This window comes from Luteitalea pratensis (genome assembly GCF_001618865.1).
In the GTDB taxonomy this organism is placed as follows: domain Bacteria; phylum Acidobacteriota; class Vicinamibacteria; order Vicinamibacterales; family Vicinamibacteraceae; genus Luteitalea; species Luteitalea pratensis.
Map to the genome: position 1 here is coordinate 4389024 of NZ_CP015136.1, position 26009 is coordinate 4415032.

19 protein-coding genes are annotated in these 26009 nt (G+C 69.3%); 7 read left to right on the forward strand and 12 right to left on the reverse strand.

Going from position 1 to position 26009, the window contains the following annotated elements:
* The first annotated feature begins 166 nt into the window (after positions 1-166).
* From LuPra_RS18010 to LuPra_RS18025, 4 genes are read left to right on the forward strand one after another with little or no spacing between them, the layout of a single operon-like run.
* The gene (locus tag LuPra_RS18010) at positions 167-1234 is read left to right on the forward strand and encodes a glycosyltransferase family 4 protein (RefSeq protein WP_157899349.1); all 1068 of its coding nucleotides are present in this window, start codon (positions 167-169) and stop codon (positions 1232-1234) included.
* A complete protein-coding gene (locus tag LuPra_RS18015; protein ID WP_110172027.1) occupies positions 1231-2367 on the forward strand; it encodes a glycosyltransferase family 4 protein in 1137 nt (378 codons plus the stop codon). Before LuPra_RS18010 ends, LuPra_RS18015 begins: the two co-directional genes overlap by 4 nt.
* Positions 2328-5603 (forward strand): motility associated factor glycosyltransferase family protein, encoded by a 3276-nt coding sequence (locus tag LuPra_RS18020; RefSeq protein ID WP_110172028.1) that lies wholly within the window; start codon positions 2328-2330, stop codon positions 5601-5603. The genes LuPra_RS18015 and LuPra_RS18020 overlap by 40 nt, the downstream gene beginning before the upstream one ends.
* The gene (locus tag LuPra_RS18025; RefSeq protein ID WP_157899350.1) at positions 5600-7636 is read left to right on the forward strand and encodes a glycosyltransferase family 4 protein; all 2037 of its coding nucleotides are present in this window, start codon (positions 5600-5602) and stop codon (positions 7634-7636) included. Before LuPra_RS18020 ends, LuPra_RS18025 begins: the two co-directional genes overlap by 4 nt.
* Before the next feature lie 119 nt (positions 7637-7755).
* Here the strand turns inward: LuPra_RS18025 and LuPra_RS18030 are convergent, their stop codons facing one another.
* The 12 genes from LuPra_RS18030 to LuPra_RS18085 all read right to left on the reverse strand — a co-directional run bounded on the left by LuPra_RS18030 (position 7756) and on the right by LuPra_RS18085 (position 22433).
* Positions 7756-12579 (reverse strand): glycosyltransferase, encoded by a 4824-nt coding sequence (locus LuPra_RS18030; RefSeq protein WP_110172030.1) that lies wholly within the window; start codon positions 12577-12579, stop codon positions 7756-7758.
* Entirely contained in the window at positions 12564-14207 is a 1644-nt protein-coding gene (locus LuPra_RS18035) for an NAD+ synthase (RefSeq protein WP_201792156.1), read from the reverse strand. Before LuPra_RS18035 ends, LuPra_RS18030 begins: the two co-directional genes overlap by 16 nt.
* Positions 14208-14350: 143 nt before the next feature.
* Entirely contained in the window at positions 14351-15157 is an 807-nt protein-coding gene (locus LuPra_RS18040; protein WP_110172032.1) for a flagellar motor protein MotB, read from the reverse strand.
* Positions 15154-15963 (reverse strand): flagellar motor protein, encoded by an 810-nt coding sequence (locus tag LuPra_RS18045; protein ID WP_110172033.1) that lies wholly within the window; start codon positions 15961-15963, stop codon positions 15154-15156. The genes LuPra_RS18040 and LuPra_RS18045 overlap by 4 nt, the downstream gene beginning before the upstream one ends.
* 3 nt (positions 15964-15966) lie before the next feature.
* A complete protein-coding gene (locus LuPra_RS18050) occupies positions 15967-16200 on the reverse strand; it encodes a flagellar FlbD family protein (RefSeq protein ID WP_110172034.1) in 234 nt (77 codons plus the stop codon).
* Positions 16197-16907, reverse strand: a complete 711-nt coding sequence (locus LuPra_RS18055; RefSeq protein ID WP_110172035.1) for a cytidylyltransferase domain-containing protein — start codon at positions 16905-16907, stop codon at positions 16197-16199. Before LuPra_RS18055 ends, LuPra_RS18050 begins: the two co-directional genes overlap by 4 nt.
* Positions 16904-17920 (reverse strand): ATP-grasp domain-containing protein, encoded by a 1017-nt coding sequence (locus LuPra_RS18060; protein WP_110172036.1) that lies wholly within the window; start codon positions 17918-17920, stop codon positions 16904-16906. The genes LuPra_RS18055 and LuPra_RS18060 overlap by 4 nt, the downstream gene beginning before the upstream one ends.
* Positions 17917-18975, reverse strand: a complete 1059-nt coding sequence (locus LuPra_RS18065; protein ID WP_157899351.1) for an N-acetylneuraminate synthase family protein — start codon at positions 18973-18975, stop codon at positions 17917-17919. The genes LuPra_RS18060 and LuPra_RS18065 overlap by 4 nt, the downstream gene beginning before the upstream one ends.
* Positions 18959-19648: an HAD family hydrolase gene (locus tag LuPra_RS18070; RefSeq protein ID WP_157899352.1), complete on the reverse strand. Its 690-nt coding sequence runs from the start codon at positions 19646-19648 to the stop codon at positions 18959-18961. Before LuPra_RS18070 ends, LuPra_RS18065 begins: the two co-directional genes overlap by 17 nt.
* Positions 19641-20627 (reverse strand): hypothetical protein, encoded by a 987-nt coding sequence (locus LuPra_RS18075; RefSeq protein ID WP_157899353.1) that lies wholly within the window; start codon positions 20625-20627, stop codon positions 19641-19643. Before LuPra_RS18075 ends, LuPra_RS18070 begins: the two co-directional genes overlap by 8 nt.
* A 2-nt stretch (positions 20628-20629) precedes the next feature.
* Positions 20630-21811 (reverse strand): DegT/DnrJ/EryC1/StrS family aminotransferase, encoded by a 1182-nt coding sequence (locus LuPra_RS18080; RefSeq protein WP_110174759.1) that lies wholly within the window; start codon positions 21809-21811, stop codon positions 20630-20632.
* A 25-nt stretch (positions 21812-21836) separates the two neighbouring features.
* Positions 21837-22433, reverse strand: coding sequence for a hypothetical protein (locus tag LuPra_RS18085; protein WP_110172040.1), 597 nt, complete (start codon positions 22431-22433; stop codon positions 21837-21839).
* A 244-nt stretch (positions 22434-22677) separates the two neighbouring features.
* Here LuPra_RS18085 and LuPra_RS18090 point away from each other — a divergent pair, with 244 nt between their 5' ends.
* The 3 genes from LuPra_RS18090 (at position 22678) to fliD (ending at position 26000) form a co-directional block, all read left to right on the forward strand.
* Positions 22678-23490 carry a flagellin N-terminal helical domain-containing protein gene (locus LuPra_RS18090; RefSeq protein WP_110172041.1) on the forward strand — a complete coding sequence of 271 codons (813 nt, stop codon included), beginning with the start codon at positions 22678-22680 and terminating at the stop codon, positions 23488-23490.
* 202 nt (positions 23491-23692) lie between these two features.
* Entirely contained in the window at positions 23693-24499 is an 807-nt protein-coding gene (locus LuPra_RS18095) for a flagellin (protein WP_110172042.1), read from the forward strand.
* Between the two features lie 145 nt (positions 24500-24644).
* Positions 24645-26000, forward strand: a complete 1356-nt coding sequence (gene fliD, locus LuPra_RS18100; protein ID WP_110172043.1) for a flagellar filament capping protein FliD — start codon at positions 24645-24647, stop codon at positions 25998-26000.
* Positions 26001-26009 lie beyond the last annotated feature (9 nt).

Below are 26009 nucleotides of genomic sequence, written 5' to 3' on the forward strand. Positions count from 1 at the left end.
GGGGACGGGAAATACCTCTCCCTGCGGACGGGCAATCGGCCGGGCCCGGGCATCGCTTCAATGACTGGCCCTGCATGACACGCCAACCCCTGTTGATGGTGGTCGGCTCCGGCCGATATCTCGACACGGGGTCTGCGCCGGCTCGGTGCCGACCACCAGCACCACCATGAAAGTCGCGATCGACGCACGAGCCTACTTCCAGCGCACGGGGATCGGCAGGTACACCCGCGGGTTGCTCCAGGCCCTGGCGGCGCGCCCGGCCGGCCACGAGTTCCTGGCGCTGCTGTCGGACCGGCATCGGCCCGAGGAACTCGCGCTCGGTCCCCATGTCACGGCGCAGTGCTCGCTCGCGCGATGGCTCTCGGCCGACGAACGAGCGGTGCTCGAACGAGAGGCACGCGCATGGGGCGCCGATCTCCTGCATGCGGTGTTTCCCCCGCTCACAGCCCCTTCCCTGCCCACCATCGTCACGCTGTTCGACATCACACCGGTGTCGCTGCCTCACATGCACCAGCCCGTCGTACGTGAGGCGTTCGAACGCGGCTGGGCGGACATCGTCCGTCACGGAACGCCGCTGGTGGCTGTCTCGAACGCGACACGGGACGCCGCCATCGCGGCCGGGGCCGCGCCCAGCCAGACGGCGGTGATCGGGATCGGCTTGTCCTCGCCGTTCGACGCCTACCCTCCCGTCGGCGCCGACGCCGACGCGAGAGCCGGCGTGCTGTGTGTGGGCACGCTCGAGCCACGCAAGAACATTCCGCTGGTAATCGAAGCCACACTCGCGCTGGGAGAGCGTGGCGTTGCCACTACACTCACCATCGTGGGCAAGACCGGCTGGGGCGAGGTCCCGATCGCGGCACAGGCCACGGCATCGGGACGCGTGTACCTCACCGGCTTCGTCGACGACGCCGACCTGCTGGTGCTGTATCGCCGGGCGGCGATCCTCGCGTGCCCGTCGACGGAGGAAGGATTCGGCCTGCCGGTCCTCGAAGCGATGGCCCAGGGCGCCCTGCCACTCGTCTCGCGCGCCGCCGCACTCCAGGAGACGGTTGGCGATCCCGCATTGGTAGTGAACAACTCGCGTGACGCCTGGGTCGAAACGTTGGCGCACTGGCTCGCGCGGCCGGCGGAACGGGCGGCCAAGACGAGTGAACTGGTGGAGGCCGCACACGCCCGACGCTGGGAGGCGATCGCGGACGCCTGGATCACGCGGTACCACGAGGTCGCGCGGTGACGATCGTCCATGTGATTCCGTTCCTCTGGAGCGGCGCCGGGCGCGTCGTGATTCGCCTCTGCGAAGCACAACGCCGGTCCGGTCATGCCGTGCACGTCGTGACCAGCGTGAACTCTCGCGGCCTGAGCGACTGGCAGCCGCACCGACGCGCCGCAAGCCGGCTCGGCGTCCGCCACCATCGCATCGACACATTCGATCGTGACCCTGCGTCGTTCTGGCCAGCCACCGGCGCGATCGGAGACCTTCTGAACCATCTGCGTCCCGCCGTCGTCCACGCGCACGCCGGCGTGCCCGCGGCAGCGGTGGCGATGGCGGTCGCCGGCACGACAGGTCGGCCAGCAATAGTGGGACAGCTCTACAGCTGGGGCCCGAATCGACCCGCCTGGATGGACCAGATGGATCTCTGGGGGTTCCGGAACGCGGACGCCGTGATTGCGTCCGCGCGTGCCTACCACCACCTCCTCGCGGCCGGGGGCGTGGAGGCCAGGCGGCTGCACCTGGTGCGACTCGGCATCGACGTAGCGCCGGAGAAGAACCAGTCACTGCGACCCAGGCCTCGGAGTGGGCCGCGCCTGGGTTTCGTCGGCCGTATCGAGCCGCGCAAGGACCAGCGCGGACTCGTGGCGTTGCTGTCAGAGCTCCGGCGGCACCAACCGGCTGTGACGCTCGACCTCGTCGGGCCGGTAGCCGACCCCGCGTATGACGCCCTCGTCGATGCCGACATCCGTCGATTGGGCCTCGAGGGTCATGTGCGACGTGTCGGCCAGGTGCGCGACGTCTGGAGACACCTGCGGTCGTGGGATCTGTTCGTCTCGTTGTCGACCGACGAGGGGCAGGGTCTCGCGGTGCTCGAAGCCATGTCGGTCGGCGTTCCGGTGGCCGCGCGCAGCGCCCCGGGCATCGAGGATTACCTCGAGGACGGCAGGACCGGCATCGTGCTGCGGGGCACATCATCGAAGCACCTCGCGCGCGCGCTCCGGCTCGGCCTCGCTGACGTCCCGGTGCTTGCGCGCATCGCCCGCCGCGGTGCGGCCATGGTCGTGCGTCGATACCGTTGGCAAGAGACCATCGCCCGCGTCGAAGCGGTGTACGCGTGCGCTATCGACGACGCGAAGCGGCGGAGGCGCACGTGAGTGGCAAGACGCTGCTCGCCGGCAATCTCGCCGCCGTGCCCCGACTGGCATGGCTGGAGGGCGTGGTCGAGTCGACATTGATCCGCCTGATCGCCGCCGACGACAGCTCCGTGCTGCAGGTGCGCACGAGCCGCGATCAGTGGGTGGCGCTGCATGGACGGCACGACCCGCTGCGTGACGCGAGGCGACTGATCGAGACCGCGAGGGTGCCGACGCACGACGCAATCGTGGTGCTGGTGGGCGCAGCAGGCGGACACGTGGCGGAGGTCCTGCTCGAGGAGCTGCACGCCAGGCATGTGTTGATTCTCGAGCCGCACGCGCTGTCGGCCCGCACCATGCTGGCGCGGCGCGACTGGCGGCCGGCACTTGACGCCGGACGTCTCACCCTATTGGTGGGTCCTGCCTACGCTGGTGCGTCCGACGCGTGGGCCGGGCTGGACGGCGTGGACGATTCCCGAGTCCGCGTCATCGAGGACGCGGTCCTTGCCCGGGAGCACGAACCGCTGGTGGCGCGCGCGCGCGACGTGCTCGAGCGGGTCCGTTTCGACGCCGCTGCCAACCGGAAGGCGCGCGAGGATCTGGGGGCATGCTATGCCCTGCAGACCCTGACGAACCTTCCCGCCGTACTGCAGTCGCCCTCGCTGCAGACGCTGGCCGGTCGCGCGACCGGCTGGCCGGCCGTGATCGTGGCCGCGGGTCCGAGTCTGTGGCGCAATCTCGAGGGCAGCGGTGCGTGGCGCGATCGCGTGGTGGTGATCGCCGTCGACACCACCGTCCGTATGGCGCTCGCCCACGGCCTCGAGCCCGACTACATCGTCGCCGTAGACCCGACGAACACGAACGGCCGTCACCTGCGCGGCCTCGGTGCGCTCGCGCGGAGCTGGCTCGTCGCCGAGGCGAGCATCGCGCCGGCAGCACTCGACGTGTGCGGCGAGCGGCGCACGTTCTTCCGGGTCGCCGACAACATCCCCTGGCCGTGGCTCGTTCGGCACGGACTCGACCTTCCACGGCTGGCCGTCTGGGGTTCGGTACTCACCGCCGCGTACTCGCTGGCGCGGCACCTGTCGTGTGCGTCGATTTCGCTGCTCGGCGCAGACCTCGCGTTCACCGACGGGCAGCCCTACAGCCGCGGCGTGGTGTTCGAGCGGGAATGGGCACGCCAGCGGCTCGAAGGAGTCCCCCTCCGCCAGGCCTGGGCTCGGCAGCGACGCAAACGCCCCGTCGTCGAGGTGCCAGACGTCTCTGGTGGTCGCGTGCTCTCGGCTCCGCACCTGCTCGCCTTCCGCGACTGGCTGGCCGAACAGAGCGCGAGTGACGGCATCGCCGTCCGCAATGCGACAGGTCGCGGCGCGCTGATCGGGCCAGGCATCACCCAGATCAACACGAGCGAGCTCGCGACACTGCCCGCCCCGTCGGTCCGGTTCGACCCGGCGCCGACGGGCGTTGGCGACGCGTCAGGGCAGCTGGCTGCACGCCTGCGCACCGCCCTTGCGCACGACAGCCGGGAGCGCGACGGACTCGAGGCAGCGCTCGCCAGGGTCGCGAGTGCCGAGGAAACGACGGCTACGCTGACAAACATGGCGACTCGACTGGGCGCCACTTCCCGACGCGCGCAGGTGGCCTTGCCTGAGGCGCCGCTGCTGTCGGCCGCGTATCCGTGGCTCGACGAACGCCTGGTGCAGTGGTGCGCGGCGCGCGCCGGTCGGACCCCGTCATGGCTGCAACCCACCGTCGGTGAGGCCGATGCGGAGCAGCGCCTACAGCAGGCTGACACGCTGATGGCCTGGCTGTCGCGACATGGAACGCTTACGGACACGAGCTCGACACAGACGCAGGCGCTGCCGCTCGCGTTGCCCCGCGAGGTCCGGCTGTTGATCGAACTGCCCTGGCGCCCAGACGCCGAGGCGGCCGTCCTTGGCCTGCAGGCGCTCGCTGCTGGTGAAGCCCGGGCGCGCGCGTCGCTGCCCGGCCGCTGGCGGACAGATGGGCGCGCAACAGTTGTCGCATCGTCTGGAGCCCTGGGTCCAGGCGCGCACCGTCGACAGGAGCGGGCCGCTCGCCTGGCAGCGATGGCACTCCGTACGCAATTGGCCATCTGTCGCGCCGCTGAACGCCCTGATCCGGCGCTGCACGTGTGCGCGGCGGTGATCGACGGGTGTGTGCCCAACGCGAGTGACGAGGCGTTCGTGGTGCATGCGCGCATGGCGTTCCCAGGCGCGCAGTTGTCGGTTGCAGGGACCATTGCCAGCACGACACTGCTCAGCGCACTCGAGGGAGCACTGATGCGTGCCGACGCCACGCCGCCGCAGCCGCTCACCTTCCGATGGACGGACGGCCCTGCGCTGCACGCGCAGGTCGCCATCCGTCCGCGTCGCCGTGCATCGACGACAGCATCGCTCGACTGCCGCATGCCGTGTGCCTGGCTGCGGCCAAGGTGGCTGACCGATCACGGTCTTCCACCCAGTCATGCCGCATCGCCGTCAAGCGACGGACGGTACGCCGTGCTGACGCCGCGTGGCGCCCGCGCCAGTGTGCTTGTCGACTCCGCGGGGCTGTCCACTCCGCTCCGCGAGTGGCCCGTCGCGCTGGTTGCGGAGCTTCAAGGTCCGCACTGGCACGTCGCGCTCAGCCAGGAACACGACGGCCACGTCTGTGCGCGCGCGACCAACGACCCCACGACCGTCATCGGGGCGTCGATCACCGGCGTGCCGTACACGGCTGCCTGGGCTGACGACCATCGCGTTCTCGTGACCACGTCCACCGGCTTGTGGGAATGGAGGCCCGGCACTCCTGCGCGACTGGTCGTCGACGTGCCCCCTGCTGCCATCGTCGACGTCACCCGCGACAGCGTCCGGCTCGATCCGATTCCCGTGCTGGACGGGCGCCACGAACCGCGCCGCCTCAGTGAAGGCTGGCGCATCGACCTGGTCGACAGCACCGTCACGCGTCAGGCGCTCGATGCCGCCGGACAGGCCTGGGGCCGAACGCAGCGTGGTGACGTCATCGCCATCGCGCATCCCGAATCGAACCTGATCAGGTTGGACGCCGACAACACTTCGTGCTGGCTCGCATGGCACCGGCCCCGCGGCGTCGTCTGGCTCGACGAACATCTGCTCATCTGGGGCGCAGACGGGCGAATCGCGTTGGTTCGCGACGCGTGGTCGACCGTGACCTCTGCTCTCACCGGTGCTTCGCCGGCCCTTCAACTGGCGATGCACGAAGGACGGGAGTCATGAGTGGTGCCGGTCTCGAGATCGTGTTCGATCTCACGACCAGCGTCCACGCCGGCAAGCGAAGTGCCGGCATGAGCCGGGTCGAGAACGCGCTCGCACAGGCGTTGGCAGACGTGCACACCGGACCGCTCGGGTACGTGGCGTGGGACGCCACGAATGGCGCGGTCGTCGACCTCCCTGCGCCGGACAGCGCGGCCGCGGCAGCACGAATCGGTGATGTCCGCCAGCGCGTGCTACTGGTCACGGGTGGCGGCTGGATGTCCAACGCGCCGTACCTGCACGCGCTGCGGCGCTGGCGTGACGCAAACGGCGCGGCGCTCGTTGCCGTCGTGCACGACGTGCTGCCGATCATCCGTCCGCACTGGTTCCCGGCACGAGAGTCGGGGCGCAACTCGGCCAACATCGCGACGATGCTGGCGCTCGCCGACGGCATCCTGACGTACTCGACCTCGACGAGCGACGACCTGACCGATGCAACCAGGCGCCTCCACCTCTTCCCGGTCGAGGCGCGGCGCATCACGCTCGGTATCGAGATGTCGGTGACGACGCCGACCGAGGTCCCGCCGGCGCTTGCGCGGCTCGTCGATCGGCCGTTCGTCCTGTTCGTGAGCACCATCACGTTTCGCAAGCGACACGAGTTCCTCTGTGACGTATGGCGGGTAGTGGTGCAGGCGCTGGGCGCACGTGCCCCACGGCTGCTGCTGGTCGGCCGCACTGCCCCCGACGGCGCCGCCGTTGCCGACCGCATCCGCCGCGACCCGGCGTTGCACGACCACGTCGTCCATCTCGATGACGTGGACGATGAGGCGCTGGCGTGGTGCTACCGGCACTGCCTGTTCACGACGTACCCGTCGCTGTACGAGGGCTGGGGCCTGCCCGTGAGCGAGAGCCTGGCGCACGGCAAGGTCTGCGTTGCAGCCAACACGTCGTCGCTACGGGAAGCCGCGGCCGGCGTCTTTCCGCTCCTGGACCCCTACGATCACGTGGCCTGGTGTGGTCTCGTCGAGCAGCTCTCAAGGCAGCCGGAGGCTCTGGCCGCGCGCGAGGCCGCGATACGCGAACATCGGACCCTGCCGACGTGGATTGACGCGGCTCACTCGGTGCTGGCGGCTCTTTCAACTCCGTTTGCTGCCCGCGCTCCTCTCCCCCCAGTGCCATGTCTCGATGACCTTGTCGTCTGGCGCGAGGGCTGTGACCTAAGCGGGGAAGGCGAGGTGAGTCTCACGCATCACGCGCGCCTGGGTGTGCTGATCGACGACGCAATGCGCGAAGCTGGCGTCGCGATCAGCGCGACGGCGGCGGGTGTCACAGGAACGCTCGCAATGGCCATCGGCGGCATACCGGCCGCGACCTGGGATATCGGGCCTTTGGCCAGCCGCCACGAGTTGCACGTGCCCCCGCTTGCACTCGTCGAGCGCGCGGTCCTTGACATCGAAACGACCTTCACGAGCGCCGTACCTGGCGACGCTGCCACAGCCGTTACGCTGGCCGACGTGCGATTGCGCGCGCTGTCGGACCAGGAGCGCACCATCGCCGTCGCGCGGCAGCGGATCGGCTGGACGGTGGGCGACGTCCTCGCCTTCGGTTCAGGACAGCGTGGGCTCCTGTTGCTGCAAGAGGGGTGGAATACACCCGCACACTGGGGCGTCTGGAGCGAAGGGCCGGCCGCTCAACTCACGTTCGCCCCGCTTCCTGCCGGTGGCCGCCGCCTTTACCTGCGGGCGTGGGGACGTGCGTTCGTGATGCCCCAGGCCCCGACGATCAGCGTCGAGGTCCTGGTCGACGATCGGGTCATGGACACGTGGCACTTCCGTCATCCCCACGACGAGCGCCCGGTCGAACGGATCGTGGCCTTCCCCACGACCGGCCGACCCGTGACGGTGACTTTACGCATCCCGGACTGCCGTTCACCAGAGTCACTGGGTCTCGGGACGGACACGCGTCGTCTCGGCTTCGGATTGATGTGCGCGCAGTTGACCGCGACCAAGCCCACGCCCGGCGATCGCCCGTGGCGAGTTCGCGACGCGTTGTCCTGAGCGCGCCGGCGATGCCCTTCAGCTGGGCAAACGCAACGTGTGCGGCGCCCTGGGATCCCACGCGGCGGCTCGTGGTGCCAGGTCTTCACCACGGCGTGACGGCTCCACGCGGGCGCAGTTCAGGACTGCGAGTCGAGACGTGCCTCGAGGGCGCGCGCACCGGCATGATCCGGCACTTCGCCGAGCACAAGCGCCAGGTGGCGACGAGCGGACTCGATGTCACCTCGCCCCGCCATGAGGCGCGCGAGGTGGAAGTGGCTGCCGCTGCGCAGGTCGGCAGAGGACGCTTCCCTCGCCACCCGCGCGAAGTGCAGCACGGCGTCGTCGACGCGGCCGGCCCGCGCCAGCACGGAGGCGAGGTTGTATCGGGCGAGTGTCCAGCCAGCGCGGTAGCTACACGCACGTTCGTACGCGGCGATGGCCTGTTCCAACCTGCCGGCCTGCTCCTCCGTCCGGGCCTCGATCAGCGCCAGCCAGGCCTGCGCCGCGCGATGGTCCGGCGTCGTCGCGAGGGACGCGTGAAAATGTGGCGCGGCCACCTCGGGCAATCCTTCCTGCATCGCCAACTCGCCAAGATGGAACCGGACACCCGCGCGAAGCGTTGTGTCCGGTGTCTCGACGATGGACTCGAAGAGGCGACGGGCATGCGGGCGCTTGTTCAAGCGCGCGAGCAGGGACGCGCGATTGTAGACAGGCTCGTGCCAGCCGCGCCGTGCCCGCGCAGCGACGAGGTACGCCTCCAGGGCGCGCTCGTGCTGGCCATCCGCTTCGGCGCGACGGCCGCGCCTGAGCGCCTCGTCTGCATCCGGCGCCAGTACCTGGAGTCGCTCCCGGACCCAGCGTGCCGTGCGCTCCGGAAACCATGTCGAGGCGATCGACGCGCGCGCGGCGGCGCCCTTGCGACGCGCCTCCTCGGGGTGATCGAAAGCCTGCCGCATCAGGGCAGCGGTATGGCCGACCGACGGCTCCGCCCAGCGCTGGGACGTGCGGTAGAACGGGCTACGTGCCGCCTGCGCCGCATCCACCGGCACGATGGCGTCCACGTCGATGAGCCACCCGGTCTCGTCGGTGACGAAGTCCAGGTGCCCGCTCCAGCGGGTCGCGATCACCGGCACACCGGAGGCCATCGCCTCCATGAAGGGCAGGCCGAGTCCCTCGCCTCGCGTCGGCAGCACGAACACGGCCGCAGCCCGATAGAGCCGCACCATCTCCGCGTCCGTGAGTGCATCGGGCAGCATGATGATCGGCGGGATCTCGTCGTGCGTCCGGCCGATCGAGGCCAACAGAGTATCGATCTCCGCCGTCACGTTCTCTTTGCGGCGGCTCGACGTGCGCAGGACGAGGCACACATCGTCAGCTGCGGTGAACGCACGCGCATAGGCCTCGACGAGCACGTCCCAACCCTTCCTGAGGGACCAGTCGAACGTGGCGAGGAACACGAAGCCGCGTCGACCCGCGATCGGCAACGGTGTGACGCGGCCCGGATCGAAACGCGCCGCGTCGATGCCTGTCGGCAGCACATGGATACGATCCGGCGACAGGCCCGCGTCCAGGAACAGATCGCGCACGAACCGGCTGGGCACCCAGAGTTCATCGAGCTCGGCGCAGGCATCAGCCCAGCCGACAGGTAGTGGGTCGCACTCGAAATGCGTCAGGCCCACATACGCGCGGTAGCCTGGATGCTCCTCCCGACGCTGACGGAACACACTGGCGCCTGACCAGTCGGTTGGCGTGTAGAAACTGACGTGCACGTCGCGGCGGCTGACGCGACGAAGCAGGCGCTGCCAGCGCTCGACGTCAGGTGCTTCCGGCGCCAGCATCTGCGCGCGCACCGCCGGCACGTCGTCGCGCGTGCACAACTGCACGGAGAGCCCGCCGGACGCGAGGGCTCGCGTCAGGTAGCGACTGTGCGCGGCATATCCCGTCGTGTTGAAGAACGGTCCATCCCAGAGCAGCGTCGGTATCCAGGCGCCCGACTCGTCGGGGGGCGGCACCGAAGCCAGACCGACGGGACGCAGGGCGCGACGAGCCGAAATCCGCAGTCCCCAGCCCGGCTCTTGTCGCGTGACGCGTTCGAAGCCCGCGGCGGCGAGCAGTCGTGTCACGAGCGTTTCGTCGAGCACGGCGCCGTGGAAGTTCTCCGGGTAGTCCTGGCCACCGAACATCTTGACCATCGCCCACGCGGACGCGTCGTAGCCTGCCAGCGCCCGGGCCGCATCGTCGCGCAGTGCCCTCTCGAGATGCGTGTCGGCACGGCCCTCCAGGTACTGCCGGCAGAGATACTCGAAGTCAGGCGTCCACAGGTCGAGCGTCCCGTGCGGCTTGAGGATGCGCGCCCATTCGCGTAGCACGGAGTCCACCTCACGCCACGGCACGTGCTCGAGGCAATTACGCGACGAGACGTGGTCGAACGTCGCGTCCGGGAACGGGAGCGGCGAGCGGATGTCGGCCACGTGGTCCACACCCGGCAGGTCGGCACGCGCATCGAGGTGCTCGTGATCCGGGAGCGGCGCGGAGCCACTGCCGATTTCCAGCGCGCGCCGTGGTGGCGGCGTCCAGCCGCCGGCATCGATGCCTCGAGCCGCCAGCGCCGTGCCGTACGCGCGTGCGGTATCCCGCGCCGCGTGTTGCCATGTGAGGGCGCGGGCGATCCAGGCCCGCATGTCGCGGGCTCGTGAGCCGCCGTCCCGGTCGTGCCACGCGTCGAGCACCGCGCGGCGGATGTCTCGCCAGTCCGACGGATCGCAATAGCGCGCCAGCGGCCCGAGCGATTCGCGTTCCCCGGACCGATCGCTGAGGACCAGCGAGGCACCGGCAGACGCGGCCTCGAGTGCAGAGAGCGGCATGCCCTCGCTCCAGCTCGGAAGCGCAAACACCCGTGCGCCGGCCAGCGCGGACGCCAATAGCGGGTCGTCATGCACAATCCGCGGCACGAAATGCACACGCGAGCCCCCCGCGGCCTGGACGAGCATCTGATAGTCAGGCTTGGGCGTGTCGCCGATCAGTACGAGATCGAGTCCCGTCTCGCGCAGCGCATGGGCCAGAAGCAACTGGTTCTTGCGCGGCTCGACACGACCCACACACAACACGTATTCACCGATACCGAGATGCTCGCGGAAGGCCGCCCCGCCGTCGTCGGCACGCCAGTCCAGGTCGACCCCGTTGTGCACGAGTGTACAGGGGCGAGTCAACGCGCCGAACTGATCGAGCAGGTCGATTTCGCGCGTGCTCAACACCAGCAGGTGATCGGCGAGACTCGTGATCTCGCGTACCGTCGCAGGCCATGCCTCCCATGCTGGCGAAAGCGCCGCGCCGAGCGCGCGCCGGTCGTCCATCGGCGTGGCGTGCAGCCGGGCGAGTTCGCGTTCGACGACATCGGGCGTGTGTCCGGCCCGGAACACCGGCAGGATCGTCCGCTGCGACCAGAGGCCCTCGAACAGGTCGAGCAGGATCGGCGAGAAGACAATGGGGACGCCCGCCGCACGGACGTGCGCGAGCTGAAGACGCGCCGATTCCGGCTCCCACACATTGAACGCGTGGACGACATCGTACCCGTTGACGTGGGGACATTCGCTGGTCGCGACATCGGCGTCAATACCGAAGCCTGCCAGCGCCTGCTGCATCTGCCGGACGCGGATCGATGGACCGCCCGTGGGAGCGATCGTCTCCGGGGCATGAAGCGCCAGCAGCACCCGCAGCCGCGGCGTGCTCGCCGTGGCGGGTTCGGCGGCGTCCACCGTCGCCGACGGTGGACCCAGCCGTGACGCCGACGCCAGCAGTTCACCGAAGATGCGGTCGTGATCGGCGGCCCAGGCATCCCAGGTGCGGTGCGCCACCGACTGCCGCAGGCCCTGGCGTCGTCCCACCAGTTCACGCAGCACCCGCCGCAGGTCATTGGGGTCGTCGCGCTCGTACGCGATGTGCGGGTACTCGTCGACGAAGCCGACGTCGGGTGCAATGACCTCCACACCGCTCGCGAGTGCCTCGAGCACCGACATCGGGCCACCCTCGTACCGTGCCGGCACGAGGATGTAGTCCATCTCGCGGTAGAAGGCCGGCAGGTCCGCGTCGGCGACGTGACGGCCAGGTCGAGGCCAGCCGCTTCCGGTGAAGTGCCATTCGATACCGGGTTCGTCCATGACTGCTGCGACGAGCGCCTCGCCCTTCCGGCCCGTGTGGTAGGCCCGGCCGGCGACGCCGATGCGGACGCGGGGCTGGAAGCGATCGAGGTCGACGCCGGGCGTCACCAGGCGCACGTCTCGCGCTCCCGCCTCACGCAGGCGCGTCGCGTATCGTGCCGCCATGCAGAGGGCGACGTCGACGCGACGGCCCGCCTCGAAGAAGCGATCGGCCGCCGCCGGCACATCGTCTTCGACGTGGGTGAAGAATGCGGCCTCCAGTCCGGCGCCGCCCCTGGCCGCAGGCATCGCCGAGTAATTCACGTAGTAGGTCAGACGCGCCCGCCCCGTGGGCGCGTCGACGATCCTCGCGTAAGACAGTCTCGACTCGAGTTCGCGTGCGCACCGCTCGAGAATCCAGCCGCGGTCGGCGAGCACGATCTCGACGGCCGTCTCACCGGATGCGTGAGTGAGTCGAGGAGTCGGCCGGGGCCGTGGTGCCGGCGAGGGCGCGGGACGCGGCTGCGTCGGCACGACGGCGGCGCGCACCTGGTCGAGGCTGGTCACGACGCGGGAGGCGATGCCGAGGTCGACCAGTTGCCTGGCGATGGCAGGCGCATACATCGACGTCAACCACACGACGGCGATGTCGGCAAAGGCCTCGCGCGACGGCTCGCGCACCGGCACGCCGTCGATCTCGCTGCCCCACCGGGAGGCGTCGTTGTCGAAGACGCAGGTGGCGCGGAGTCCCGCCGCGGCCAGGGCAGCCAATCCCTGTCGGCCGAACGATCCCGCGCCGAAGAGCGCGATCAGGCCTGGTCCCATGTCCCGCGTGCAATCGGCATCCGCCAGCCGGTGCCGAAGGCCCGCGGCGTCACCTTCAGCACCGGCGCAGCCTGCTTGCGTTTGAACTCCGAGATCCGCACCAGGTGCACCACCTGGTGCACCATCGTGGGATCGAAGCCCTCGGCGACGAGCGTCGGTCCATCGGCGCACTGCTCCACGTGTCGCACCAGCATGGCATCGAGCAGGTCGTATGGCGGCAGGCTGTCCTGGTCGGTCTGGTTCGGACGCAATTCCGCAGAGGGCGCCTTGTCGATCGTGGACGCGGGAATCACCACGCCACCACGGTTGACCCAGTGTGCGAGACGATAGACGAGCGTCTTGTACACGTCGGCGATGACCGCGAGCGCACCGTTCATGTCGCCATACAACGTGCAGTAGCCCGTCGCCAGTTCGGACTTGTTGCCGGTCGTCAGCAGCAGGTCGCCGGTCTTGTTCGACAATGCCATGAGGAGTGTGCCGCGGATGCGCGCCTGCAGGTTCTCCTCGGTCACATCGGCCGGACGCGCCGCGAAGGGCCCGGCCAGCACATCGTCGAAGGCGTTCATCACGGGGGCGATCGGCAGGGTGTGGGTCCCGATGCCGATGGCGGCGGCGAGTTGCTCGGCATCGGTCAGGCTGCCTGCACTCGAGAAGGGCGACGGCATCAGCACGCCCGTGACGTTGTCGCGGCCGAGCGCCTCGACGGCAATCACCGCCGTCAGCGCGGAGTCGATGCCGCCCGAGAGGCCGAGCAGCGCCCGCGTGAAGCCGCACTTGCGCGCGTAGTCGCGGACGCCGAGGACCAGCGCCGCGAACACTTCCGCCTCGACGGCCTCGTCCCACGGGTCGACGCCGCCGTAGGGCGCTCCGGTGTCGACGATGAGCGTGTCCTCGGCAAAGGCTGCCGCGCGCGCCACGCAGGTTCCGTCAGGCGCAAATGCGAGGCTGCGTCCGTCGAAGATCAGGTCGTCGTTGGCCCCCACCTGGTTGGCATAGAAAGCCCAGACGCCGTACTTGCGCGCGAGGTGGGCCAGCAGTTGCTCGCGCTGGGCGAGCTTGCCCTGTGCGTAGGGCGATGCCGACATGTTCAGCATGACCGGCGTCGCGAGATCGCGCAGCGCGGCGACGGGATCGCCACCGTACCGCCGCGTCGTCCACACGTCGGGATCGTTCCAGACGTCCTCGCAGATGCTCACCGCGGCCCGGCAATTCCCGATCGCGACTGCGCCGACCGTTCGGCCGGGCTCGAAGTAGCGGTCTTCGTCGAACACGTCGTAGGTCGGCAGCAACGTCTTCGCGAACGACTGCCCCACTGTCCCGCCTCGCAGGTGCACAGCGGCGTTGAGCAGCGGCCGGCCGGGCTCCACCCCGGATGGGATGGGCATCCCGAGCAGGACGTCCGGACCAGACGCGAGGACGCTCGCCAATCGCGAGGCGACCTCCTGGGCGTGCGCGATGAACCCTGGCACGAGCAGCAGGTCCCGTGGCGGATATCCCGTGAGGGCCATCTCTGGCGTGACGCAGACATCAACCCGACCCTGCACGGCACGAACTGCCGCTTCGATTCGGGAGGCGTTGGCGTCGAGGGCTCCGACGATGGGGTTGAGCTGGAGGAGCGCGATGCGCATGCGCGTCGCGATCTTAACCGGGGACGGGGGATCGCCGAACGGGTGCCGGATACGGGGTACGGGGTACCGGGTACCGGGTACCGGGTACCGGGTACCGGGTGCCGGGTACCGGGTGCCGGGTGCCGAGGTGCTCTTGTTCGCCGCTAGCCGGCGAACACGCGGCCGCTTGGCATCGTCGACCGCGTGCCCGCCTCTCCGCCCGCGGCGGGCGCGCGTGAGCCGGGCTCTTCGGCGGCGGCCGTCTCCTCGTTCAGGATGATGACGTCGACACGCCGATTGCGCGCGCGGTCGGCGTCGCTCGCGTTGGCGACGCGTGGATGGAACTCGCCGTAACCGGCCGCCGACAGCCGGCGCGGCGCCACACCGACCTGCTCCACCAGATACGTGACGACTGAGGTTGCCCTCGCCGTGGACAGTTCCCAGTTCGACCGGAACCGCCCGGTCTGGATCGGCACGTCGTCGGTGTGGCCTTCGACGCGCAAGGCCACGGCACTGTCGCCGCCGAGCGTGGCCGCCAACTCCCTGAGGACGTCGCGCGCCACGGCCGACAGGTCGGCGCTGCCGGTCGGGAAGCTGCCGGCTTCACGCATCGACACGACGACGCCCCGATGATCGATCTCGATGTCTACGGCACTGCCCGCAAGCCGCTCGCGTAGGCGCTGCGCGAGGGCCCGCTCGCGCTGTTCGGTGGTCAGGCTGGGCGCAGTGGGCGTGACGGGACGAGGCGCCGTCGTCTTCGGTGCGGCGACATCGATACCCCTGGAGTCGAACGCTTCCTGCATCGAGTCCACCATCGTCGTCAGCTTGCGCGCGTCGACCGTGGATATCGCATACATCGTGGTGAAGAAGGCAAAGAGCAGCGTGATGAAGTCCGCGTACGACACCAGCCAGCGTTCGTGGCTCGCCGTATGCGCCTGATGCATGCGCCGGCGGGACCGGCGCGCGCTCATGCGGCCCTCCGCCGTGCGCCCGCCGGGGGCGAGGCCTCCTCGGCTGCAAGCAGGCCCCGCAACTTCTGGTCGATCAGCCGCGGGTTCTGCCCTTCCTGGATGGCGAGCACACCTTCGAGGATCACCTCGCGGCGCCGCGCCCGTCGCAGTGCGCGACTACGCAGCTTTGCAGCAACCGGCAGCAGGATCAGATTGGCCGAGCCGACGCCATAGACGGTGGCCACGAAGGCGACAGCGATGCCCGCGCCGAGCTTGCTCGGGTCGCTCAGGTTCTCCATCACGTGGATCAGCCCGAGCACCGCACCGAGGATGCCGACGGTGGGGGCGTAACCACCAGCCGCTTCGTAGACGCGCGCCGGCGCCTCCTCGTACTCTTCGCGGCCGTCGTTCTCGGCCTCGAGCATGTGTCTCAGCGTGGTCGGATTGGTGCCATCGACGGCAAGCCGCAGGCCGCGACGCATGAACGGATCGCTCAGCGAGTCCAGTTCGTCCTCGAGCGACAGGATGCCGTCCTTGCGTGCCTTGACCGCCAGCCGCCCGATCGCCTCAAGGACCTGGCCAGCAGGCGGCAGGTCGTCCACGAACACGTGGCGGAGGCTGCGCCACGCTTCCGTCACGTCACGACGCGGATGACTGAGGAGCACCGCACCGAGCGTGCCGCCGAACACGATCAGCGCCGCGGCACCCTGTAGCAGCGACCCCAGCTTGCCGCCCTCGGCGACGTGACCGCCGACAATCATCGCGACACCGAGCGGCAGCCCGATGAGCGACAACATGTCGTAGGAACGCGGCGCGCGGGCGGCCATGGGCTACTCCACGGCGCGCAGCGCCGTGGCCTCCCCACGCCTGTCCCGCACGGGTGGCAGGCCCAGGCCGCGCTTGTATTCCTGCACCCGGCGCACGATGTCGTCGGGCGTGTCGCGCACCAGCAGCTTCTCGCCGTTGGCCAGCGCGATGACGGTATCGGGATTGAACTCGATCCACGTGATCTGGTCGATGTTCACCAGCAGCCCGGTGCCGTCGAGTCGAGTGACGCGGATCATGCGACCGCCCGCCTCACGAGCCGCCGGGCAGCCGCGATCACGTCCACCAAACCCGCCACGCGCGGGTCGAGGCCGTGGTGCTCGAGGTCGGCGGCGAGGCGCCGGACGTAGGCGAGGTCGTCGGGAGTATCCACGGTGAGTCGCAAGTCGGGCGCGCGCACATCGTCTGGGGCCAGCGGTACCACGCGTACGACGTCGTCGGCCCGTTTGACCCAGGGCGTCACGTGTTCCCGGTCGTACGCGGTGGCGGCTTCCCGCTGTGCCCGCAGCAGCACATCCCGCCGGACGCCCTCCACCGCTGCGCCCAACGGCAGCGCTACCTCGACGGCATAATCGGCACCGTCGGACAGCACCTTGAGAATTCTCGCGCACCCGGCCACGTCGACAAACGGATTGTCCGCCGTCGCCCGTAGCACGTAGCGTGCCTCCGGGTATTGCTCGGCCACCTGCGCAAAGCGCGCGAGCACGTCGTTGGTGGGTCCTGTCCAGGCACGCGCGCCGAGTTGCGCGCCGAGTGCAACGACAGGCCGATCCTCGGTCGCGGTCGTCGTGGCGACGACAACGGGACCGACACCGGCCGACGCCAGGCGTCGGACGCAGTACTCGGCGAGTGGCCACCGGAGCACCGGTGCCAGGACCTTGCCTGGCAGGCGCTGCGATCCCATGCGTGCCTGCAGGATGATTACCGTGCTCGCCAGACCTGTCACCGATCTTCTCCAGTCATTGCATGGTCACGTCGGCTCAGCACCTGCGCGGCGGCGGCGGTCAGGAAGAGCGACGTCTCGTAGCTGCTCATGCGAAGCGCGTCGGTGAACTCACCGAGGTGCGGGCGCAACGATTCGCCGCGGGCGACGCGGATCGTCCACTCCGCGAAATCGGCGCCGGCGGCCACCGTCAGCTGGATCCCGCCGCTGAACCGCGGATTGATTTCGAAGATCACTGGCGTGCCGTCGACGACGCGGCACTGCACGTTGACGGCGCCGCGGAACGGCAGCACCGCGGCGCAGCGCACCGCAAGATCCATCAGGTCGCGGCTGCGCACCGTTCGACCCCGGTCGGTAACGCCCGCTCTGATCACCAGCCGCTCGCGCGGCACCGCGGAGATCGGCCGGCCGTGCATGTCGCAGAACAGGTCGATGGTGAACTCCGGGCCTTCGAGGTACTCCTGCACGACCGGATCGGCTACGTATTGCAGGAAGAAGCGGAGCTGATCCCGGGTGCGGATCGGGAAGGCGCCGACGCTGCCCCGTCCGCAACGCGGTTTGATGAACAACGGCGGCCCCAGCTCGAGATCGCGCACCTGCGCAGGCGACCACGTCGCGGCCACGCGGATGCCATGGCGTTGGAGGTGCGCCGCCGTCCGCAACTTGTCTCGGCAGACCCGCGCCGTCTCGACCCCTGGCCCCATCACCACCACGCCAGCCGCGGCGAAGCGATCGGCAGCCGCGGCGATCGTCTCGAGCTCGTCGTCGATCGTGGGGACGAGGATGCCGGCGTCGTGCGCGTCGCACACCTCGAGAAGCGCCGTCACGTAGTCGGGATGATCGCTGCGCGGCACTGCCTCGGCGGCATCGGCGATGTGAACGGCTGGCGAGAAGGCATCGATGTCGGTCGCGACGACCCGTCCGTGTGGCGTTAACCGTGCCAGCGCGCCCTGGAGCGCGCGGACGAGTGCCACCCGGCGCGACGCCGCCGTGACCACGACATTGGGTCTGATCATGCGAGGCCTCCGGGACGGCGCGTGCCGAGATCGAGGGGCTCGAACGGCGATCCCGCCGCCATGTCGCGGGGCGCGCGGCAGCCGATCAGGACGCGCGCGTACTCGGCGCCAAGGGAGCCGACGGGACGCAGGGCGGCCACGTCCGCTTCTTCGATGACCTGACCAGCCACGATGGCACGGCGCGCATACAGTCCGCGGCGACTCGGGACGATGTTGGCACGCTCGGCCTCCATTGGTCCCCGGCGTCCCTCTCCCATGGCGTCGTGTGCCCGCGCCAGGCGCCGCACGATGTCGCGCAGGTCGTCCGGCGTCGAGGACACGGGTGCGTCGATGGCGTCGGTGCCTGGCAGGTACACGTGCCGTTCGTACAGCGTCGCACCCTGCGCGTAGGCCAGCAGTGCCGCGTCGGCCCCCATGCCGTGATCCGAGAGGCCTGTCGGCAGCTTGTACTCGTGCGCCAGGGTGGCCACGGCACGAAGGTTCTGCTGCGCATCAGGGGTCGGGTACGCAGACACGCAATGCAACAGCGCGAGCGATCGCGCGCCAGCGCCGACTGCCCAGTCGACGGCGTTCCAGACGTCGCTCTCCGTGCTCATGCCCGTCGACAGGATCACTGGCAACCCCGTTCGCGCCACCTGTTCGATGAGCAAGGCGTGAGTCAGGTCGGCGCTGGCAACCTTGAAGGCGTCAAGCCCGATCTGCTCCAGCATCTCGACCGAGGCGCGGTCAAACGCGGTGGCAATCGTGGCCAGCCCTCGTTCCCTCGCGTGGCGCAGCAGGCTGTCATATGCCGCCGCCTGCAACTCGAATCGCGCAAAGAATTCACGCAGCGATGTGGCCTGCACATGCGCCGGGGCCGGCGCGTCCGCCACCAGCAGCTCGTCGGCCTCGAATACCTGCAGCTTGATCGCCCAGGCGCCCGCATCGGCACACGCGTCGACGAGGCGGTGGGCCACGTCGGCGTCGCCCATGTGATTCAGCCCGATCTCCGCAATCACGCGCATCGGGCTGCCGGCGGCAATGGACTGACCGGCGATGTCAGCAGGCAGCGACATGATGTACCTCCAGCAGGCGGCCGACGAGGCCGGGTACGTCGGCGAGGCTCCGGGCCACTGCCTCGGCTGCCGGCGGCGCTGGGTCGAGGCGACGCCCTGGCAGCCAGATCGGACGCAACCCTGCAGCGGCCGCGCCAGCGATGTCCTTCTCCGGATGGTCGCCGATGAACACGGCGCGGGCGGCGTGGACATCGAGCCGCGCCAGGATGGTCGCGAAGCAGACGTGCGCCGGCTTGCCCTCCGGGGCATGCTCCTGCGCGTAGACCACCACGTCGACCAGGCCGTCGATCCCGAGGGCCCGCACCTTGGCGCGCTGCGTCGACGGCAGGCCATTGGTCAGCACGCCGAGGCGGTGACCGCGCGCCCGAAGCACGCCGAGCACGTCACGCGAGTCATGCGGTAAGCGGAGCCGCGGACCATGCGTGCGAATGATCTCGACCAGGCGCGGTACCTCCTGGGGCGACAGGGCGAACGCGGCGCACAACGCCTGCAGCAGGCCTTCGCGGCCATGTTTCCTGAAGCGGCGCACGAGGAACCGGTACAGGACGCCGGCCGGCATGCCGGTCTCCCCGCCGACGACGGTGGCCACTGCCGCATAGCCGCTCAGCGCGAAGCGGCGTTCGGGATACAAGGTGTCGTCGAGATCGAAGACGACAGCTGTGGGCTCACCCACGAGGGGCCTCCTTCGACACGGCAACAATCGCCTGGGCCACTCGCCGCGCGCCCAGTCCGTCAACAAGGCGCGGGCCATCGTCGCGAACGACCTCGCGAAGCGAGGAGCTTCGCGCAATACGCTCGACGCGTGCCGCGACGCGCCTCGCAACGACGTGCGCGCCGCCCGTCGCGAGGCCTGCGGAAACGGTCAGGTGATGGCGGGCAAAGCCACGAATCGTCGGCAGCTGCGCAGGGACGACCGCCACCGCCACCGTCGGCACGCCAGCCGCGACGGCTTCATACAGGGACACACCGCCGCCGACGATCGCGACGTCCACGCGGGCCAGCCACGGTGCCAGGCCGTCGGGCGCGGAGACGCGGCGGACGCGGGCGGGGGTTCCGGCAGCGGTTGGCAACACCTGTAGCTGTGTGACGAGCACCTCGACGTCGGGCAGTCGTCTCATGACTTCATCCGCGACGGCGCGCGACAACGCCTCGCGCGGGCCGCCCCCGAGCGACACCAGCACGCGGCGCACGGCACCGCGCCTCGTGGCCTGGCGAGGCCGGCCGATCACGGCATAGCGCAGTCCGCGCAGCGTGCAGGCAGCCGGCCATCCACGCGAGGGACTCACGACGCTGCCATCGATGGCGAGGCTCGATGGCACACGGGCGATGCCGAGGTCGTGGAGGCTGACGACCGGCACCCGGCGCCGCGTGGCGGCGGAAACCCACGCGCCTCCATGGCCCGCATGCGGGTCGTCCACGATCAGGACGGCCGGACGAACGGCGTCGAGCGTCTCTCCGGCCGCCGCCGGCGCGACGATGGACAGTCGTGTTCCCGCGCCGCCAGCGCCGCGGATGCTCACGCGCGCCGATCGTCCCAGCGCACACGCGAGGGCCTCGGCGCGACGCAGGTGGCCGTGGCCGATGCGCGGTCCAGCGGCGACCCTGAAGAGCGCAAACGTGCCAGTCACGCTGATCGGACGACGACGGGTCACGCTCACATCGTCCTGGAGAGCAGCTGCTGGAGGGTCTCGACGACGCGGTCCGCGTCGGCGAGGGGCATCCCGCTCCAGAACGGCAGGGAGAGCGAGTGATCGCTGTGGTGCTCCGCGTGCGGGTACATCCCGCGGCGCAGGGAGAAGCGCTCCGCGTAGTAGGAGTGCAGGTGCAGGGCCCGGAAATGGACGCTGGTACCGATCCCCTCACGCCCGAGCGCAGATTGCAGCGCGTCCCGGGTCCAGCCGCAGCGATCGGGATCGACCATCACGGTGTACAGGTGCCGCGCGTGCGTCCAGGTATCGGGTACGGGCGCCGGGCGCCCGAGCGGCAGGTGCGCGAGCCCCGCCTCGTAGCGATCCCAGAGGCGGCCGCGCTGCGCCTGCATGTCGGCGAGACGGTCCAACTGCGCCAGGCCGAGGGCGGCCTGCAGGTCCATCATGTTGTACTTGTACCCGGCCATCACGACCTCGTACTGCGCCGGCGCGCCTGGGGCGTTGCGCGCCCATGCGTCGCGCGACAGGCCGTGCAACGCGGCGACGCGCATCCAGTCGGCGTCCTCAGGCGAGTCGGTCGTCACCATCCCGCCTTCGCCGGTGGCAAGGTTCTTGGTCGAGTAGAAGCTGAAGGCGGTGACGTCGGCGATCGACCCGATGCGGCGACCGTCCACGGCGCCGTCGACGCAATGCGCCGCGTCCTCGATCAACTTGAGTCCCGCCGCATCTGCGAGCGCGCGAAACGTCAGGGGATCGGCCGGACGCCCCGCGTGGTGCACCGGCAGGATGGCACGCGTGCGCGGCGTGATCGCGGCTGCCGTGGCATCCGGATCCATCGTGCCGGTCGCGCGATCGACGTCCACGAACACCGGCGTGCCGCCAGCATGGAGGATTGTGTTGGCGGTTGCGCAGAAGGTGAGCGGGGTGGTGATCACCTCGTCGCCCGGGCCGACGTGACTCGCGAGCAGCGCCAGGTGCAGCCCCGCCGTGCAGGAGTTCAGGGCCACCGCTTCCGCGGCGCCGACGTGTTGCGCGAACGCCGCCTCGAACGCCTTCACGCGCGGCCCCGTCGTCAACCATCCCGACGCCAGCACCTCGGCGATGGCCGACAACTCGGCGTCGCCCATGTCAGGGCGAGCGAGTGGCACGAATGCGGGACCGGTGTGCCCCCTGGGGCCGATGGACATGGTGGTGAACTCGGGCAACGAGGTATCAGGCGACCGGGACCGGCAGCGCCGACAACAGCGCCTGCACCTGTCCGCGCCCCTCGACGAGCCGCGCCTGCCACGCCTCGAGAGATGACGAAAGGTCGTATTCCAGTGCGTCGGCCGCCGTGACCCAATCTTCGGCGCCCACGGCGCCCTCGATCGCTCCCGCCACCCGATCGACTGCGGCCACATCCTCCCCCAACCAGTCGCCGCCTGCCAAGCCGACCTGCCGCGCCCACAGGTCGGCGGTGTGCACGAGGGCAGCCATCAGGGCCAGGTTGTCGGCCAGCTCGCCGATCGCCTTGCGCGGCTCGTCCACGTGCGCGCCGCGCAGGCCGGAGGCCACGACTCGCGCCTCACCGGCGAGTACCGGCAGGAAACGGAGCGCGTCGTCCAGGGCCTGGAGGGCCATCAGGCCGACCGGGGTCGTATCGAGATCGATTTCGTCCACGCCGACGAGGCTGCGTTCGAGGATGTCGCGCTCGCGGAATGCCGGTTCGTCGACACCATTGATGCGGAGCGCCGTCACTATGCGCCCCGACTGGCCGAGGACGGGCTCGACCGCGGAGAGCAGCGCATCGATGGTAATCGGTGCATTCACGCCTGGGATTAGCGAGCAATCAACGCGAAGTGTGGGCATCGTGGTCTCCATGGTGCCAGGGAGAGGAGCAAACACGGGGCCAGCTTCGCGGACATCGAGCAACCGGGCACGGATGTTGGATTGATGCCCTGCGGCAAGTGAACGAAGGTGTGCGACCGGTGTGCGGAGACCGCACTCATGCTCCGCACACAGCCGCCGATTCCATTTGTGAGCCCTTGGCTCCCTACCCGGAGGAATAACTGCTATGGCGTCGTTCTCGGTCGTCACCAATGTGTCTGCGGTCAACGCGCAGGCCAACCTGTACCAGACCAACATCGGTCTGCGGCAGGCTCTCACCCGCGTCTCGAGCGGGTATCGCATCAACTATTCCGGCGACGATGCCGCCGGACTCGCGGTGGCCAACCGCTACCGATCCGATGTGGCGGTGCTGCAGCAGGGCGTCCGCAACGCCAACGACGGCCTGTCCGACCTGCAGATCAAGGACGGCGCCCTCGACAACATGTCGAAGCTGCTCGACCGCCTCGCGGTGCTCGCCACCCAGGCGGCCTCCGGCCAGACGACGACCAACTCGCGCAACACGCTCGACGCGGAGTTCCAGGACGTCCTCGGCGAAATCTCGCGGGAGTCGAACGTGGCGCGCCTGGACGTGGCCGGCGCCAGCCAGGGCTTCTCCGTGTTCGTCAGCAGCAACGGCACCAACGGCGTCGTCGCCGGTACGATCGGTGACGTGGACATCACCACGCTCGGCCTCACCGGACTCACCATCGCCAACCAGGCCGGTGCGCAGACGGCGGTCTCGACGGTGACCACCGCCATCACCAACCTGGGGGTGGTGCAGGGCCAGGTCGGGCAGCTCCAGAATCGCCTCAGCTACGCGATCAGCCTGGCGCAGAGCCAGATCGTCAACACGAAGAGCGCCGAGAGCCGGATCCGCGACGCCAACGTCGCCGAGGAGTCGGCCAACCTGACGCGCTATTCGATCCTGAATCAGTCAGGCATCGCCGCCCTGGCACAGGCGAACCAGTCGACCAGCGCGGTCCTGTCCCTGCTCCGCTGACGCTCGCGAGGACCCCTCCCCCGGGGTTGGCCCGTCGTCGCCGTCGCGGCGGCGGGCCGTGTCGTTTCTGCTATCCAGATGTAGTGGCTGCCGGGTTTAAAGGCAGGCCGACGTCGACCGATTACCTCCACGTCAGCGGCGCCCGTCACGGCGCCACCGGGCTCGCAAGGATGCGAACCCCTCTCGTTCAAGGAGGATCATCATGGCAAGTTTCTCGGTCATCACCAACGTTGCCGCCAACAACGCGCAGGCCAACCTCTACTCCACCAACATCGGCCTCCGCAACGCGCTGACGCGCGTGTCGAGCGGCTTCCGCATCAACAGCTCCGGTGATGACGCGGCCGGGCTCGCGGTCGCCAACGGTTACCGTTCCACCATCGCCGTCCTGAACCAGGGCGTGCGCAACGCCAACGACGGCCTGTCCGACCTGCAGATCAAGGACGGCGCGCTCGACAACGTCTCCAAGCTGCTCGACCGGCTCTCCACGCTGGCCACGCAGGCCGCTTCGGGCCAGACCACCAGCACGTCACGCACGACGCTGGACGCCGAATTCCAGGACGTGCTCAACGAAATCAACCGCGAGAGCAATGTCGCCAACCTGTCATCGGCACAGGGTTTCTCGGTGTTCGTCAGCAACAACAGCGCCAACGGCAGGGTGGGCGGCTCGATTGGCGCCGTCACGACGACCTCGCTCGGCATCAACGCCGATGCGCTGACCTCGCAGACCGGCGCGCAGACCGCGGTTGCCAACATCGCCACGGCCGTCAATACCCTGGGCAGCGTCCAGGGCCAGGTCGGTCAGCTCCAGAACCGTCTCAGCTACGCGATCAGCCTCGCACAGAGCCAGATCGTCAACAACCGGGCGGCCGAAAGCCGTATCCGTGACGCCAACATCGCCGAGGAATCGGCCAACCTGACCCGGTTCTCGATCCTGAACCAGTCGGGCATCGCCGCCCTCGCCCAGGCCAACGGGCAGACCGCGGCCGTTCTCTCCCTCCTGCGCGGCTAGTCGCTTCGCACCGTGGCGCCGGGCGGGCACCTCCGGGTCCGTCCGGCGCATTTTTCCCGCGCCCTCATCTCCCCCGCACGTCATCCGATCGCCGCCGCGTCCCTATAGCTTCCCGCTCCACTGCCGATTCAGAGGATAGGTCTCCATGATTCGGAGGCCGGAGGCGCGCGCCATGGGATCGCCGATCACGTTCAGCGGGTTCAACAACATCGACTTCAACGGTATCCTCGAGGCCCTGTCGGCCCAGGAACGGCAGCCGGTCGTCCAGCTCGAGACGCAGCAGGCGCAGCTGCAGAAGCAGCGCACTGCCTTCGGCACGCTTGCGACGCGGCTTGGTGCCGTGGAGTCGGCGGCACGTGACCTGGCGTCGGCGACCGCCTTCACCGGCACCGCTGCGACCAGTTCCAACGAGACCATCGCCAAGGTGTCGGCGGGCAACGGTGCACCCACCGGAAGCTACTCCCTCGTCGTCGGCGCGCTTGCGAAGGCGCAGGTCACCGCCACCAACGGCACCACACCGGATGCCGACACCACCGTCGTCGCCAACGCCGGTTCGCTCACGATCGGTGGCGTGAGCGTCACTGTCGCCGGCGCGGTCACGATGAACGGCTTGGCCGAGGCGATCAACGGCACCGCCAACATCGGCGTCACGGCCTCGGTGGTGCGTTCGGGATCGACGTACCAGCTGGTGCTGACCGGCAAGGGCACCGGCGCGAGCGAGTCCTTCGCGGTCAGCAACGCGCTCACCGGTGGCAGCGGCGTCAGCTTTGCCGCGACCAATGCCCAGGCGGCGCAGGACGCATCGTTCACCTTGAACAACGTCGCCGTCAACAGCAGCTCGAACACCATCGAGGGCGCCATTCCCGGCACGACGCTGACGCTGCAGCAGGAGTCGACGACGCCGGTGACGATCATGATCACCGCGGACCTGGCGTCGGTGGAGGAACTCGTGAGGAAGTTCACGAGTGCCTACAACGACCTGAACTCGTTCCTCGAGACGCAAGCCAAGGCCTATGCCAACAAGGAGCGCGACAACATCGGCGGCGACCCGCTGGTCCGTCAGTTGCGCAACACGCTCAGCCGCGTCGCTGGCGGTGAGCTGGCGACCGGCGACACGTACACATCGCTCGCGCAGGTCGGTCTCAGCTTCAACCGCACCGGACAACTCGAATTCCGCCCGGCGGACCTGAAGGCGGCGCTGTCGACCGATCGCAACTCCGTGGTCGCGCTGTTCCAGGGCGGCAGCGGCTTCGACGGTGCCTTCGACAAGGTCAAGACGGCGATCGGCAACTACACGGCCAGCGGCGGGCTGATTCCCACGGCTCAGACGCGCCTCGACCATCAGCTCTCCAAGATTGCCGACCGCATCGAGGAACTCGAGCGCCGGCTGGCCATTCGCAAGGAAGCGATGCAGAAAGAGTTCATCGCGACCGATCTGGCCATTGCGCAGCTCAACGCGTCGATGGGCCAGGTCGGCTCGCTCGGCGCGAAACTCTTCTAGCACGAAGCA